This window comes from Pedobacter ghigonis, from assembly GCF_903166585.1.
GTDB classification, from domain to species: domain Bacteria; phylum Bacteroidota; class Bacteroidia; order Sphingobacteriales; family Sphingobacteriaceae; genus Pedobacter; species Pedobacter ghigonis.
Map to the genome: position 1 here is coordinate 88627 of NZ_CAESCM010000019.1, position 14986 is coordinate 103612.

A 14986-nucleotide genomic window follows, 5' to 3' on the forward strand; every position below is an offset into this window, starting at 1 on the left:
TTTATGAAGAAGTATTTTTCTATATTGTTAATGTCGGTACTATCAACAGCTGCGCTGGCGCAAAAAAATAATTATAACCTTATTATAGGCACCTATACTGCGCCCGGCAAAAGCGAAGGCATTTACGCATATAATTTTAATACTTCAACAGCTGATGTAAGCCTAAAACATGTTACCAAAGGTACAGCTAATCCAAGCTATCTGGCCATCTCACCAGACCGGAAATATGCTTATGCCGTTAATGAAACCGGAAACACCAGTACTGTAAGTGCCTTTAAATATGATGCGGCAACCGGAGCACTAACATTTATTAACAAAGTAGATAGCCACGGTGCCGACCCCTGCTATATTACAGCCGACACCAAAAATGTAATTGTAGCCAATTATTCAGGCGGTAGTTTGGCCGTATTTTCGCGCAATGCAGATGGCTCTTTAACAGAGGCTACACAGGCAATTAAACATACCGGCAAAAGCATCGACCAAAAAGGCCGACAGGAAAGTGCTCACGTACACATGACCTTATTTACACCAGATCACAAATATTTAATTGTTAACGACCTGGGCGAAGACCAAACCTACATATACAGCTACAACGCTGCAGGTAAAGCCAAAACGTTAACCCAGAAATCGGTACTTAAAACCAATGCCGGCACCGGGCCAAGACACATCACCTTTAGTCCGAATGGAAAGTTTGCATATTTAGCCCACGAGTTTAATGGCAGCATTACTACTTTTGCTTATGCCAATGGCAAACTGACCAAAATCGACGAAACCGGCACAACGCCAAAAGATTTCACTGGCCGTGTTGATGCCGCCGACATTCATGTATCAGCTGATGGAAAGTTTTTATATGAAACCAACCGGGGCGATGCCAACAGTATCTCTACTTTTTCAGTTTTACCCAACGGAAAGTTAAAATTTATTGAAACCATAAGCACTTTAGGTAAAGGGCCGAGAAACTTTAGCATCGATCCGAGCGGTAATTTCCTGCTGGTTGGCCATCAATACACCAATAACGTAGTTATTTTTAAACGCGATAAAAAAACAGGAAAATTAACCGATAGCGGTAAAAGAGTCGATGTTGGCGCACCTGTTTGTTTAGTATTCGATTAAATAAAAAAGCAATGGAAAATTTCGATTGGACCAAATTCACGTTAAGAGTGGCCATTAAAGCCAAACTCAAAGATATCTATAACGCATGGACAACAGCCAGTGAGATTGAAAAATGGTTCCTGGTCGATGCCGAATTTTCTGATGAAAACGAACTGATACTAAACAAAACACAAAACGCACTTAAAGGCGATAAATATAAATGGATTTGGTATTTGTACGATGATACTGAAAGCGGCACAATAACCGAAGCCAATGGAACAGATTATTTCCAGTTTACTTTTGCCGGAGATTGCCTGGTTGAAATTAGGCTCCATGAAGAATTTGAATATACCATTGTAGAACTTACTCAAAAGAACATCCCAACTGATGAAGCTTCAAAACGAAACATTCGCCTGGGCTGTCACAATGGCTGGAGCTTCTATCTGATTAACTTAAAATCGGTTTACGAAGGCGGATTGGATTTGCGCAATAAAGACAACCGTTTTAAACCCATGCTGAATAATTAAGGAGTTGAAAAAACATCAGGAAGAAATTAACAGCAGGGGCTTTACTGTGATAAACGGCATCTACACTGCTGAAGAAACAGATAAAATTGCAAAAACTATTGATGCGGCTAATGCCGATCGATCAAATTTCCGGAAATCGGAAGATCTTTTTGCTATCAGACAGTTTTTAAAGGAAATTCCGGAAGTAAAGGACTTAATTTTCACCGCCACCTTAAAGAAGGTAATCCATCAGCTTTTCCGCAATGACTATTTTTTGGCTAAATCAATCTATTTCGACAAACCTGAAAACTCAAATTGGTTTGTTGCCTATCATCAGGATTTAACGATCTCCGTAGATCGAAAAGCTGAGATAGCCGGATTCGGGCCTTATACCAATAAGCATAATCAATTCGCAGTTCAACCACCACTGAACATCCTTGAAAATAATTTTACAATCCGCATTCATCTGGATGATACGAATGAAGAAAACGGCGCATTAAAAGTAATTCCGGATTCGCACAGTAAAGGGATTTACCGTCCCGAAAATATCGACTGGGCTACCGAAACAGAAGTAAGCTGTAATGTAAAATGTGGTGGCGTTATGATCATGAAACCTTTGCTTTTACATAGTTCAAGCAGAACTACCAACAGCAAGAAAAGAAGGGTAATACACCTGGAGTTTAGCAATATGACATTGCCTAAAGCGTTGCAATGGCCGGAGTATATGGCTATTTAGTTTTTTAATTTTACTAAAAGAGATGCTGAAATAAATCCGATAGCTATCGGATCAGCAGGACGATCAAACTTTAATAAAACAAGAAAGACCTGCCTAAGGCAAGTCTTTCACTAATTTATATCTTCAAACTAAGCAGGCTCAGCCACCTTAGCAACGTTACGATACGGATATGAATTACAGATATGACGACGGGCAAAACGACCCGGCGAATCAGCGTTTACCAGTTTAATGTAAATCGCACGTGGAACGTCAAAATATTCGTAAGCACTGCCATCAAAAAACTGGATATTTAAAACCGATTGTTTGTATTCGAAATCTAAAATATTAGAGTTGGTAATCGTCTCAGTATAAGTTTCGATATTTTGTTCGCGTGTTTCAGGCGCAATACTCACTAAGAAATGATAAGCTTCGATAATCTCTTTACTTCTTGCTTCCGCAGCCAATTTCTCTTCTTCCACCTGAAATTTATCAGGGTGACACTCTTTCATCATGGTACGGTAAACCGACTTAAGCGCCGCAAGCTCAGCTGTTTTATCTACATTCAACAGCTTTCTGTAATCTACTATTTTCTTCATTTGCCGCAAAGGTACGATTTATAATGATTTGATTTTGAGAAAGTTTTGTTTTGATAAGTATTTCTTTCACAAGCTGTTTAAACTTTTTATTCCGGTAACAGCAATTTAACATCAACACCCGCAAAACCGCTTTCAAGTCAATAGCCTCAAACAGGGCATCATTCTTAAATAAAAAGCCACCTGAAATAAATCAGATGGCTTTTAACAGTTCCTGCAATTCAAATAAATTAATATTTGGCCTGCAAAGATGATTCAATTACTTCTTTATAAAAACTGATGTATGATGGCAGAATTTTTTTAAGATCAAAATCCTGTGCACGTGTAAACGCATTTTCTTTAAAACGCTTAAGGGTTTCATCATCCTTTAAAATTTCTATTGCATGGGCAGCCATGTCTTCTACATCGCCAACATTGCTCATGTAGCCACAAAAGCCATCTACATTTAACTCTGGCAAACCACCGGCATTGGTAGTAATTACCGGCACTTTACAGGCCATAGCCTCTAATGCCGCTAAACCAAAACTTTCCGATTCTGAAGGCATTAGGAAAAGATCTGAAACTGATAAAATTTCCTCAACTGCATCCTGCTTACCTAAAAACCTTACATTTTCGCAAATATTCAATGATCTGCAAAGCTGTTCATTGTAAACACGCTCCGGTCCATCGCCAACCATTAACAGTTTGGATGGAATTACAGCCTGTACTTTTTCAAAAATGCGAATTACATCGCCCGTACGCTTCACCTTACGGAAATTGGAAGTGTGAATTAAAATACGTTCGTTATTGGGAGCAATCGCTTTCTTGAAGTGATCTTTGGCCTGCAAGCTAAAACGGCTGAAATCGATAAAATTGGGTATTACCTTAATGTCCTTCGTAATCTCGAAATGATTGTAAGTATCTTTTCTCAAATCGTCAGAAACGGTAGTTACACCATCGCTTTGGTTAATCGAAAAAGTTACCACAGGCTTATAAGTCGGATCCTTACCTACCAGTGTAATATCGGTACCATGTAAAGTGGTTACTACCGGAATCTGGATGCCGTAGCTAGCCAAAATCTGTTTGGCCATAAAAGCTGCCGATGCGTGCGGAATAGCATAGTGAACGTGTAATACATCCAATTGTTCGAAACGCACCACATCTACCAGTTTACTGGCGAGTGCTGATTCGTATGGGGCATAATCAAAAAGCGGGTAATCCCTTACCGACACCTCGTGATAAAATAAATTAGCTGAAAAGAAATCGAGCCTGGCCGGCTGACTATAAGTAATAAAGTGAACCTGATGCCCCTCGTTAGCAAGCGCTTTACCAAGTTCTGTTGCAACTACTCCACTACCGCCAAAAGTGGGGTAGCAAACAATTCCTATCTTCATCGTAAATGTATTGTTGTTACCGCAAATGTAGCCGATTTTACGCTATAATGCGTGTCGGTTTATTGCAATAAAAATAGTGACATTTCTGTGTTGTTTTCTCTTTCGCAATTGAATACATAACAGCGTGTATTTTTATTTAGAAGCGCAGAACCAGCAGCTTTTTTCAAAGGTAGTTCCTGCTTTACGCTATAGCCCTTCGTTCCTCAGGGGCTGCCGCTTCAATCAGGGCTAAAAAGCAAAAATTGTATTAAAAAACTACTTCAGACTGAAGAACAGCGCTACTTAAGGTTACGCATTTCCTCTTTTATCACCAATAAAAGTTCGTTAGGCCTTTGTGTACCAATAAAATATTCCAGCCCGTCGCGATCTGTTAATACAACTGCATCTTTACCCGATGAGTAAAAACGAATGGTACCTTTGGTATGCAGGTTATAAACCGGATTGTTAAAAAAATAGCGGCTGTAAACAGCTTTACGCACATCTACAATGCTTTTCAAATCGATTTTTACGCGTTTGGTTGTCCACAGGCCGTCTAAAATCAGGCTGCCATTGTCGACAATAATTTTGTACTGGATTAAAAAAAGTAAAAGCATCGAAACGCCAATAATCCCGAAACCCACTACCAGAAACAGATCTTGAGTGTTGTCGCGGTCGCGCTCGTAAACATAGGCAGCAAAACAGAAAGCAGCCATAATAAGCCTGATGAAAATGCGTACATAATCACGGCCAATGTATTGTTTTTCGATATAGGCGTATTTGCTTTCCACTTATTTTATTTTGAGTTCGAATATAGCAACTTTTTTGGTTGTGGTGGTTAATTTATATCGGTTATCCTGTCGCATACCCACAATCCAAACAATTTCTCCGTTTCCATTTACCAATATCGGCGTTGTATTTTTTAAATGCAAGGGCACCTTTTCATCAATAAAATAATCGCTAACTTTTTTAGGGTTGCGCATCCCCAACGGGATAAATTTATCGCCATTCTGCCACTTCCTCAATACCAAAGGGTAAATCAGTTTATCGGCATTTACAAAAGCCTTGTTCGCATCCACATCAAATTTCACCTCAGCACTAAAAGCCATGGTAATTTCATTATTCGCAAACTCAATGCTGGCAGTATCGGGATGAATAAACTGGTTTGCTAAAACCTTAACGTCTTTTTCTACGATAACCAGATCATTCCTGTTGATAATGGCCTGGTGGCTGGCGCTAAAAAAATGTGTTCCGCTTAATGCTTCCAGACTATCTAGGATTTCCTGCACTACATTTTCGCCAAAACCAAAAGGCTTTAACAGTTCGTACAACAATAGTTTCTGTGGATTTAACTTTGCAATCTCGTTCAAAGCGATGTAAATTCCATCAGCCCGCCTTTCTAAAACCGTTTCACGCAACTTCTGAACCTCCAGGTTTAAAAAAGCTTCAATTTCAGCAAAGCGCTCCATGTTTTCGGCAAAGGTTTTTTCCAGTTGTGGATTTATTTCCCGCAAATGCGGCACCACCTGTAACCGCAATTTATTACGGGTATAATTTGTACTTAGGTTCGAACTGTCTTCAACAAAGGCAATGTTGTTGTTTTCTACAATTTCATTAACCTGCTGGCGGTTTAAAAACAATAATGGCCTGATTAGTTTATCGCGTTTAGGCAAAATACCGTGCAGGCCGCTAATTCCGGTGCCGCGTATCAGATTAATCAATACCGTTTCAACTGCATCGTTTTGGTGCTGGGCTAAAGCAACATAATCGTAACCTTCTTGGCTCCTTATTTCTTCAAACCAGTTATAACGCAAGTCGCGCGCAGCCATTTGTGTCGAAATTTTATGCTGGGCAGCATATTTTTTAGTCTCAAAATGCGTTACATAGAAAGGTAACCCTAAATTACCGGCCAGAAGCGCTACAAAATGCTCATCGCGCTGCGCCTCATCGGCCCTTAAATTAAAGTTACAGTGTGCTACACCAATATCTACGCCTATTGCCTTAAACAAATGTAACATCAGTACAGAATCCTTACCGCCGCTTACCGCCAAAAGAATGCGGTTACCCCCGGTAAACAGCTGGTGCTGTTCAATAAAATCGCGAAATTGCTGTAAGGGTAACATCCACCAAAAATATTTAATTTTAACTGGTATTCCGAACGTTCGGAACAAAAAACTAACTTTGTAGTGTGCATAAACTATTTGTCTTTTTATTCCTTTTAATTAGTCCGTTATTTTTATTCGGTCAGCAACCTGCGTCGAAAATTAAAATCGTCTCCTTTACAAAAGTAACCGGCGACAGGAAAAACAATGTTACTTATCTTCGCAACCCTGTTTTTCAGCAAGATAATGCTACATTAAGCTGCGATAGTGCTGTTTTTTATAGTGAGCGTAACTATTTTGAGGCATACAAAAATGTGCACATCAACCAGCTTCCTACCGATATTTATTCCGATCAGCTGGAGTACGATGGAAATAAAAAACATGCGCATTTAACCGGAAATGTAAAAATGATCGATCCTACTTCGATCTTAACCACCAATATTTTAGATTACAATACGCAAAGCAAAATAGGAACCTATACTAGTGGAGGTAAAATCGTAAACAAGGACGTTACCGTAACCAGCAAAAATGGTTATTATTTTAGCGAAGGTTACAGCCAAGAAGGCAACGATGCTTATTTTAGATATGACGTTGTGGCTACTACTCCGCAGGTTAAAATCACGTCAGATACACTACGCTACAATACCAAAACAAAGTGGACTTATTTTTATGGCCCAACTAACATTAAAGGAAAAGATGATAATCTTTATACCGAAAACGGCGCTTATAATACCATGACCGAAGATGCCTTTTTTGGAAAGAATAACCTTTACACCCAGGGCACCCGTTCTTTAAAAGGTGACAGCTTGTATTATTACGGCAAAAAAGGAATTGGTAAAGCCGTTAAAAACATTGTTTTTTCTGACACCAAGGATAAAATGAAAATGTTTGGCGATTTGGGTTACTACTACAAAGTCGATCAAAGAACCCTCGTTACCCGAAACGCTTATCTGGGCATTGGGACGGAAGATTCGATCATGGTGAAAAATAAAAAGCGCCCCGATAGTTTGTGGATGGGTGCCGATACCCTCGAAACACAGATGGTATTGCAAAAAACGCTAAAATTAATCCCCAAAATTTCCATCAAAGCCGATAACCAGGTTGGAGAAGATGATGAAGAAGGGGCTGCAAAAAAAGGTACTGGCGAAGCCAAGTATAAACCCGAAAGTGAACCAGCACAAAAAGAAGACCGCAGTAAACGTAATTTAAGGAATAACAAAGCAGACAAGAAAAAGAAAGGCAAAGGCGACATAGATACCACTAATGCTACAGAACTGCTGAAAGATAAAAACATTGATAGCTTAAAATCCAAAGTCGATTCGGCAGGGAAAGCCTTACCAACCCTTCTAACCGATAGCCTGAAAAAGAACAATATTTTAAAGGCCAAGGCAGATTCGATAATCAAAAAACTGCCTGCAATTAAAACAGATAGCATTCAGAAAAAGATAACAGCCAAGGCCGATGCGCTGGTTAAAAATACTACCAAAGGCCAGATAGACAGCCTGAGTAAAAAAGCACTAAAGCCTGGCGTTAAAGATAGTCTAACCAAAGCCATAGGCAATTTAAAACCTGGTGCCTTGAAGAACGATACCGCTAAGTTTAACCCTGCCGATACCGTACAAGCCCGTATTATTAAAGCTTATCATGGCGTAAAGGTTTATAAAACCAATATTCAGGCTAAAACCGACAGTCTTTTTTACACCAGTGCCGATTCTACCCTGCGTTGCTACAGCAACCCGATCATCTGGTCAGAAGGTTCGCAGCAGGTGGGCGATACGATTTATGTACAGTTTAAGAATAAAAAGTTAAACAACTTAAAAGCTTTCAGAAATGCTTTTCTGGTAAATACACCTAAAGATTCGCTAAGGTTTAACCAGATAAAAGGCAGACTGATGACCGGCTTCTTTCATGATGGCAAACTTAAAACCCTTTACGTGGATGGTAATGCCGAAAGCATTTATTATACACAAGACGATAGCACGAAGGTTTACAAAGAAATGAACCAGACCCTGAGTAGCCGGATCAAATTCATTTTTAAAAGTAAAGAAAACGCCATCGAAGACATTGTTTACATTAAAGGTGTTGAGGGCGCATTAAACCCCGAAAATGAGATTGCAAAAGACCATGTTTTAAAAGGCTTTTCATGGAAGCCAACCGAAAGACCTAAATCGAAAAAAGATGCCGTAGGTTCGGCAGGGAAACCAAAAGCTAAAATTAAACCGAAAGCAACAGGCAAAACTCCTCCGGGTAAAGCACCTGTAAATACCAAAGGCGTAACTGTTGCAGGTAAAACCACAAAAACGCCAATTGTAGCGCAACCAAAAACAACAGTTGTAAAAGATAGCCTAAACCTGGACAAAAAACTACAGGCAACTAAACCTGCAGATACAGCTAATTTTGGAATTAAGCCTATTTTACCTAAAAAGGACTCGACCCAGGTAAAAAAAGATACCACGCAGGTAAAAAAGGCTGCAAGTAACTTCTAAAAGTGTAACCGTCATTTCGACTGAAGCGTAGCGGAATGGAGAAATCTATAATAAATATGCGTAAATAGATTTCTCGACTACGTTATACTGCGCTCGAAATGACGCTTCCTTTATTAAAACTAGCAAGAACCTATAACTCCCCTTTCAAAAAAGCCATCATCTTTTTCAGTGCAATGGCCCTGTGGCTAATTTTATTCTTTTCGGCCATATCCATTTCAGCAAAAGTAATGTCATAACCATTCGGCTGAAATATAGGATCGTAACCAAAGCCTTTCGAACCTGATAATTCCGTTCTGATGGTGCCTTCAATTATGCCTTCAAAAATATGGTTCTTTCCACCCTGCATTAAGGAAATGACCGTTTTAAACCTGGCATTTCTATTTTCCTTTCCCTCAAGTTTCTTTAAAACAAGCTGTATATTTTCTAAACTATCACGGCTCCCTGAATACCTGGCAGAATACACGCCGGGCTCGTTGTTAAGTGCTTCTACTTCCAGACCGCTGTCATCAGCAAAACAATCCAGGTTAAAATGTTCAACCACATAACTGCTTTTTAAAGTGGCATTACCTTCAAAAGTATCGGCAGTTTCCGGAATGTCGGTTAAGCAGCCAATATCTTCCAGGTTTAGCACCTCGTACCTGCCTGCCAGGGCAAGGCGGATTTCTTCGGTTTTATGTTGATTGTTCGTTGCGAAAACAAGTTTTTTCATTTTAAAGGAGGTAAAAGGTTAAGGGTGTAAGGCTTAAAGATCCGTTGCTAAATTTAAAATCTCACATCTCGATATCTGGCACTAAACACTATAAGTACCTGATACTAAATGCTTGATTCCGAAATTACGTGATTCAACAATACTAAGCCTCTATTTAATTTTCTGCAGGTTGCCCCAAAGCAATTTCTTTGCGGTTAAATCGCTATCTAAATGATGCAGGTTAGGAGCAAAAATAATACGGGTTGTACCATGGGTAATAATCTCGTTCTGCCAAACCAGATCTAATTTCAAATGCGCAATTTCTACCCCAAACGAAAGCATCGTAACCGGCTTAAAAAACTGGTAGAGTTCGGCAAAGCCCGTGCCCTGGTATTTGGAATAATTCAGGATGGCAAAATCGGGTGTACCCAGATCTACAGCTTTAACAATTTTGCGGAGTAATTCGCGGCCCTGTTCGGTGCTCACATCATTACTTTCATCATTAACCAGAATCAGTACCGATTTTTTATTTCCACCTAAAAACTTAAAGGTTTTTTCGGGTGCTGGCTCAGCCGCAACATGCGTAATTTCAGGAGCCTGAGGATAAACTTTTGGCATTTCAGGCGCTTTAATACCCGGAATTTGCGTTACTTCTGTCTTTATAACAGATTCTTTTTCTGCTTCAGCTACGACCTTTTCCGCCACAAAAACTGGCTCAGTATTACGTAAACGCTGAATTTCCACACTTTCATCTTTTACCAGAAAAACCTCATCGGTAAAAAATAAGCGTAAAGCATTCGCATTGTTGGTAAGCTGGTTTTCCATTCGTATTTTTGCCGGATAATAATTTCTGTTAAAATTAGTTAAATATCTTATAATAGCGACGCTAATTGTTACTTTTATCCCTTAAAATTTATAGACTGCTCTACGTGAGAAAAGCTTTTTGCCTATTTGTTTTTAGCTTTATTTATAGCATTTCGTTTGCACAAAACGTGGCTGTAGTTAACGGCAAACCAATAAGTACCAAAGAGTTTACCTGGGCATACAAAAAAAGCCACAACGGAAATATCAGTATTTCGTACGATACTTTACAGGCCTATTTAAACCTTTATATAAATTTTAAACTGAAGGTTTTAGATGCCCGCGAAATGGGGCTGGATAAAACCCCTGGCTACCAGGAAGAGATCAAAAATTATGAAGAAGCCCTAACTACCCATAAAAAACCGGGTACCAGCAGCAAGGACCATGATTTTTTATTGAACGAATACCGCGAAGGTGTTTTGATGTTTAATGTTTCTGAGCAAAAAATCTGGAACAAGGCACAGGAAGATGAGCAGGCAATAAACGAGTTTTACAGTAAAAACAAACAAAATTACAATAAACCACTGAGCGAGGTTAGAGGCGATGTAATTGCCGACTACCAGCAAAGTCTGGAAGAAAAATGGCTGAATGGCCTTAAACAAAAATACCAGACTAAAATTAACGAAAGTGAGCTAAAAAAGCTGGCCAAGCTATAATAAAGCCGTTTTTTTAGTAACCAATAAGTATTAAATTTGCAAAATATAAACAATAGAATGAAAAAAGTTTTTTTAGTAGCAACCGCTTTAATGGGCCTGTTTCTAAACAGTTATGCACAAAAGCACACGGTAGATAAAGTTGCTGCTGTTGTAGGAGGTAATATTATCCTGCTATCAGATTTAAATCAACAATACACCCAATACCTTTACCAGGGAAATCCTCCCAATGAAGCCATTAAATGTAAAATTTTGCAACAAACCCTAACCCAAAAGCTACTGAAACAACAAGCCGAAATCGATTCGGTAATGGTTGAAGATGGTGCTGTTGATGATGAGGTAAACAAGCGTATGCGTTACAGCATGCAACGTGCCGGGGGACAAGAGCGTTTAGAGCAGTTTTTGAACAAATCGGTACTTCAGTACAAAGATGAGATCCGTCCGTCGGTGAAAGACGAGCTGATTGCACAAAAAATGCAACAAAAAATTACCGAGAACATTAACGTTACCCCAATGGAGGTTGAAAAATACTTCAAATCGCTGGGCGATAGCATTCCTGAATTTAACACTGAAGTTGAAGTTGGTGAGGTGGTGTTAAACCCACAGTTAACCCGCGCCGAAAAACAAAAGTTCCGTGATAAAATTGAAGCGTTAAGGTTAAGGGTTAAGAGTGGCGAGGATATGGGCGTATTGGCTAAAACCTATTCAGAAGATCCGGGTTCGGCCTCTGATGGTGGTGATTATGGCTTTATCGACAGAAACACCATGGTAAAAGAGTTTACCGCCTGGGCGTTTAAACTAAAAGCTGGCGAAATTTCACCTGTATTCGAAACTGAATATGGTTTCCACTTTTTACAGGTATTAGAACGCAGAGGTGAGCAGGTACACGTTAGGCACATCTTAATTATGCCTAAAACCACACCAGAAAGTTTAACCCGTTTAAAATTACATGCCGATAGTATCTACAACAACATCATTGGCAAAAAACTAAGTTTTGCCGCTGCTGCAAACCTTTACTCAGATAACAAAGAAACCAAATATAATGGTGGTATGATGCTTAATGCAGAAAATGTTCAGGCAAGAAGCACCTTAATTCCGGTTGATAAATTAGATCCGGCGGTATTTTTAGTAATCGATTCAATGAAAGTTGGCGGTATTTCTAAGCCTGATTTGTTTACTGCACCTGATGGAAAACAAGGTTACCGTATCTTATACCTGAAAGCTAAAATACCACCACACAAAGCCAACATGGTACAGGATTTCTCGAAAATCAGAGATGCTGCACAAAGTGATAAAATTAATCGTACTTTAAGCGAATGGTTTGAGAAACGTCGCGAAAGTACTTACATTAAAATAGACGACGAATTCAATACCTGCGATGAATTAAAAATCTGGACTAAAACCACAGCCGCAAAATAACACCAATGCAGTACAAGAACGAAGTAGAAGCTGTTGATGCGCTTCATCAATCTTTCAATAACATTAAAGCCGAAATAAGCAAAGTAGTTGTTGGACAGGATGACATCATAAAATCTGTTTTAATCGCCATTTTTAGCAACGGGCACTGCCTGTTGGTTGGTGTACCCGGATTAGCCAAAACTTTACTCGTTCAAACTGTAGCGTCGGTATTAGACCTCGGTTTTAACCGCATCCAGTTTACCCCCGATTTAATGCCAAGCGACATTATTGGCGCAGAGATTTTAGGCGAAGACAGGCACTTTAAATTTATAAAAGGGCCTGTCTTTTCTAATATTATCCTGGCCGATGAAATTAACCGTACACCGCCAAAAACGCAGGCCGCTCTATTAGAAGCGATGCAGGAAAAATCGGTTACCGCAGCAGGCCAAACCCATAGCTTACCCAAACCGTTTTTCGTTTTGGCTACGCAAAACCCCATTGAACAGGAAGGAACTTATCCCCTTCCCGAAGCGCAGTTAGACCGTTTCATGTTCAATATCCAGTTAAACTATCCTGCTTTTGCAGATGAGTTAAACATTGTAAAAAATACCACCAGCAACAAAACCGTACAGTTGCAAAAAATCATCCATGCCGATGATATCCAGTATTTCCAAAAATTAATCCGCGATATTCCGGTTACTGATAATGTTTTAGAATATGCTGTTAAACTGGCAGCTAAAACACGTCCGAATACCGAATTTGCAACCGAAGCAGTAAATAAATACATCAGCTGGGGTGCTGGCCCACGGGCTTCGCAGTTTCTGGTATTAGGTGCCAAATGCCATGCCGCAGTAACAGGTAAATACTCGCCCGACATTGAAGACGTTAAAGCTGTTGCCGAACCCATTCTTCGCCACCGCATCGTACGTAATTATCGCGCAGAAGCTGAAGGCTTATCGATCGAAAAAATCATTAAAGATTTGTTGTAATCCTTCTTCCGGAAGTTTTAATTTAATTCTTGCCTACAATTTCGGCGACTAAAAATGTACTGTTATATTGTGTAATAAAAAGTTATGCTTAAAACAACTTTTATCGACCTGATAAGCAAGTATACCAACGATGATCGCTTAATAACTGAGTTATGGGCGGAGATTGAGCAGAAATATACAGCTAAGCAAAGACATTACCATACCCTCACTCACCTTCAAAGCTTATTAAAACAACTTCTTGAAATAAAAGATAAAATCGCGAATTGGGACCCCATCTTATTTACCCTGTATTATCACGACATTATTTATGATGCGCAAAAAGGCGATAACGAAGAAAAAAGTGCAGAACTTGCTGAGATAAGGATGAAACAGCTTTCAGTCCCTGATCAGTTCATTATAATCTGTAAGAGCCAAATATTAGCAACAAAAAACCATCTCAGTGACCATGATAGTGATACAAATTATTTTACTGATGCAGATCTCTCTATTTTAGGCCAGGCTTTGGAAGATTACACAATTTATTATCAAAATATAAGAAAAGAATACGCCGTCTACCCAGACCTGATTTATAAATCTGGACGCGAAAAAGTTTTACAGCACTTCCTGATGATGGAACGAATCTACAAAACAGATTATTTCTACCATAAATTTGAACACCAGGCCAAAAAGAACCTTCAATTTGAATTGGAGCACCTTTAATTTTTGCACCCTAAAACCCAATGCTTAAACTCCTATGGCTGAGAAAACAACTGAAACTTTTTGTCCTACGGGCCGCGCAGCCTGGCGCGAATGGCTGTTGAAAAACCATGACACCAAACAATCGGTTTGGCTGGTTTGCTATAAGACCAAAGCCAACAAACCAACCCTATCCTGGAGTGATGCTGTAGAAGAAGCGCTTTGCTTTGGCTGGATTGACAGCATTAGAAAAACAATTGACGAAGAAAGTTTTACGCAATTTTTTAGCAGGCGAAAACCAAATAGTGGTTGGTCGAAAATTAACAAGGCCAAGGTTGAGCAGTTAGCTGCTGCAGGCTTAATGACGCAGGCCGGGCTCGAATGTATCAATCGTGCAAAAGAAAACGGCTCATGGACCATTTTAGATGAAGTGGAAGAACTCGTTATACCTGCCGATTTAGCAACAGCGCTGGAAGATACAGCAGGCTCAAAAACGTTTTTTATGGGCTTAAGTAAATCGGTACGTAAGGCCATGCTACAATGGATTACTTTTGCCAAACGACCCGAAACCAGGCAAAAAAGAATTGCAGAACTGGTTGAACTGGCCAGCCAAAATAAAAAACCTAAGCAGTTTTAATTTTTAGTTTAACTGCTAGCTTACGGTTAGTCCGGATTTGTAATCCCGATTGTTTAATAAACATTTCTTAATTTATTTAAGTGGGTTAAAAATTATAGGCCAGGTCTGGATTGCAAATTAGGAGTGTTCGAAACCTTACGGCCCTCTAAAGACCAGATCTGGATTACCCCCACAGGCGATAACTATCTGAATGGTAACCATGTCATCTAGTTCCATTGAGATTCGTCTTTTTGCTGTTTTAT

Annotated in this window: 15 protein-coding genes; 9 read left to right on the forward strand and 6 right to left on the reverse strand. The window is 39.5% G+C overall.

Annotated features, from left to right (window positions below; all coding sequences use genetic code 11):
* The first annotated feature begins 3 nt into the window (after positions 1–3).
* From HWV58_RS21845 to HWV58_RS21855, 3 genes are read left to right on the forward strand one after another with little or no spacing between them, the layout of a single operon-like run.
* On the forward strand, positions 4–1113 hold the full coding sequence (locus HWV58_RS21845) for a lactonase family protein (RefSeq protein WP_175636132.1): 1110 nt from the start codon (positions 4–6) through the stop codon (positions 1111–1113).
* Between the two features lie 11 nt (positions 1114–1124).
* Complete coding sequence (locus tag HWV58_RS21850; RefSeq protein ID WP_175636133.1) at positions 1125–1619, forward strand: SRPBCC family protein; 495 nt, start codon at positions 1125–1127, stop codon at positions 1617–1619.
* A gap of 4 nt (positions 1620–1623) precedes the next feature.
* Positions 1624–2334, forward strand: a complete 711-nt coding sequence (locus tag HWV58_RS21855; protein ID WP_235972791.1) for a phytanoyl-CoA dioxygenase family protein — start codon at positions 1624–1626, stop codon at positions 2332–2334.
* Positions 2335–2462: 128 nt separating this feature from the next.
* On the opposite strand, the gene HWV58_RS21860 is transcribed toward HWV58_RS21855, so the two are convergent.
* The 4 genes from HWV58_RS21860 to tilS form a co-directional block, all read right to left on the reverse strand.
* Entirely contained in the window at positions 2463–2909 is a 447-nt protein-coding gene (locus HWV58_RS21860) for a KTSC domain-containing protein (RefSeq protein WP_124561579.1), read from the reverse strand.
* 227 nt (positions 2910–3136) lie between these two features.
* A complete protein-coding gene (bshA, locus tag HWV58_RS21865; protein WP_175636134.1) occupies positions 3137–4279 on the reverse strand; it encodes an N-acetyl-alpha-D-glucosaminyl L-malate synthase BshA in 1143 nt (380 codons plus the stop codon).
* A gap of 278 nt (positions 4280–4557) precedes the next feature.
* The gene (locus tag HWV58_RS21870; RefSeq protein WP_175636135.1) at positions 4558–5046 is read right to left on the reverse strand and encodes a hypothetical protein; all 489 of its coding nucleotides are present in this window, start codon (positions 5044–5046) and stop codon (positions 4558–4560) included.
* Positions 5047–6378, reverse strand: coding sequence for a tRNA lysidine(34) synthetase TilS (tilS, locus tag HWV58_RS21875; protein WP_175636136.1), 1332 nt, complete (start codon positions 6376–6378; stop codon positions 5047–5049).
* A gap of 65 nt (positions 6379–6443) precedes the next feature.
* On the opposite strand from tilS, the gene HWV58_RS21880 reads away from it, so the two are divergent.
* Positions 6444–8843, forward strand: a complete 2400-nt coding sequence (locus HWV58_RS21880; protein WP_175636137.1) for an OstA-like protein — start codon at positions 6444–6446, stop codon at positions 8841–8843.
* A gap of 130 nt (positions 8844–8973) precedes the next feature.
* On the opposite strand, the gene HWV58_RS21885 is transcribed toward HWV58_RS21880, so the two are convergent.
* Both HWV58_RS21885 and HWV58_RS21890 read right to left on the reverse strand, forming a co-directional pair.
* On the reverse strand, positions 8974–9552 hold the full coding sequence (locus HWV58_RS21885) for a non-canonical purine NTP diphosphatase (protein WP_175636138.1): 579 nt from the start codon (positions 9550–9552) through the stop codon (positions 8974–8976).
* Positions 9553–9702: 150 nt separating this feature from the next.
* Positions 9703–10356, reverse strand: a complete 654-nt coding sequence (locus tag HWV58_RS21890; RefSeq protein ID WP_175636139.1) for a hypothetical protein — start codon at positions 10354–10356, stop codon at positions 9703–9705.
* Positions 10357–10523: 167 nt separating this feature from the next.
* Here HWV58_RS21890 and HWV58_RS21895 point away from each other — a divergent pair, with 167 nt between their 5' ends.
* From HWV58_RS21895 to HWV58_RS21915, 5 genes are all read left to right on the forward strand, one after another.
* Entirely contained in the window at positions 10524–11048 is a 525-nt protein-coding gene (locus HWV58_RS21895) for a hypothetical protein (protein WP_235972792.1), read from the forward strand.
* 57 nt (positions 11049–11105) lie between these two features.
* Entirely contained in the window at positions 11106–12464 is a 1359-nt protein-coding gene (locus tag HWV58_RS21900) for a peptidylprolyl isomerase (RefSeq protein ID WP_175636140.1), read from the forward strand.
* A gap of 5 nt (positions 12465–12469) precedes the next feature.
* Positions 12470–13432 (forward strand): AAA family ATPase, encoded by a 963-nt coding sequence (locus HWV58_RS21905; RefSeq protein WP_124561571.1) that lies wholly within the window; start codon positions 12470–12472, stop codon positions 13430–13432.
* Between the two features lie 84 nt (positions 13433–13516).
* Positions 13517–14131 (forward strand): HD domain-containing protein, encoded by a 615-nt coding sequence (locus tag HWV58_RS21910; RefSeq protein ID WP_175636141.1) that lies wholly within the window; start codon positions 13517–13519, stop codon positions 14129–14131.
* A gap of 34 nt (positions 14132–14165) precedes the next feature.
* Complete coding sequence (locus HWV58_RS21915; RefSeq protein ID WP_175636142.1) at positions 14166–14744, forward strand: YdeI/OmpD-associated family protein; 579 nt, start codon at positions 14166–14168, stop codon at positions 14742–14744.
* Positions 14745–14986: the final 242 nt, after the last annotated feature.

What these genes read in the sequence shown, in the direction of transcription:
- HWV58_RS21845 (WP_175636132.1), top strand. Translation starts at nt 4, where the DNA reads ATGAAGAAGTATTTTTCTATATTGTTAATGTCGGTACTATCAACAGCT.
- HWV58_RS21850 (WP_175636133.1), top strand. Translation starts at nt 1,125, where the DNA reads ATGGAAAATTTCGATTGGACCAAATTCACGTTAAGAGTGGCCATTAAA.
- HWV58_RS21860 (WP_124561579.1), bottom strand. Translation starts at nt 2,909, where the DNA reads ATGAAGAAAATAGTAGATTACAGAAAGCTGTTGAATGTAGATAAAACA.
- bshA (WP_175636134.1), bottom strand. Translation starts at nt 4,279, where the DNA reads ATGAAGATAGGAATTGTTTGCTACCCCACTTTTGGCGGTAGTGGAGTA.
- tilS (WP_175636136.1), bottom strand. Translation starts at nt 6,378, where the DNA reads ATGTTACCCTTACAGCAATTTCGCGATTTTATTGAACAGCACCAGCTG.
- HWV58_RS21885 (WP_175636138.1), bottom strand. Translation starts at nt 9,552, where the DNA reads ATGAAAAAACTTGTTTTCGCAACGAACAATCAACATAAAACCGAAGAA.
- HWV58_RS21890 (WP_175636139.1), bottom strand. Translation starts at nt 10,356, where the DNA reads ATGGAAAACCAGCTTACCAACAATGCGAATGCTTTACGCTTATTTTTT.
- HWV58_RS21900 (WP_175636140.1), top strand. Translation starts at nt 11,106, where the DNA reads ATGAAAAAAGTTTTTTTAGTAGCAACCGCTTTAATGGGCCTGTTTCTA.
- HWV58_RS21905 (WP_124561571.1), top strand. Translation starts at nt 12,470, where the DNA reads ATGCAGTACAAGAACGAAGTAGAAGCTGTTGATGCGCTTCATCAATCT.
- HWV58_RS21910 (WP_175636141.1), top strand. Translation starts at nt 13,517, where the DNA reads ATGCTTAAAACAACTTTTATCGACCTGATAAGCAAGTATACCAACGAT.
- HWV58_RS21915 (WP_175636142.1), top strand. Translation starts at nt 14,166, where the DNA reads ATGGCTGAGAAAACAACTGAAACTTTTTGTCCTACGGGCCGCGCAGCC.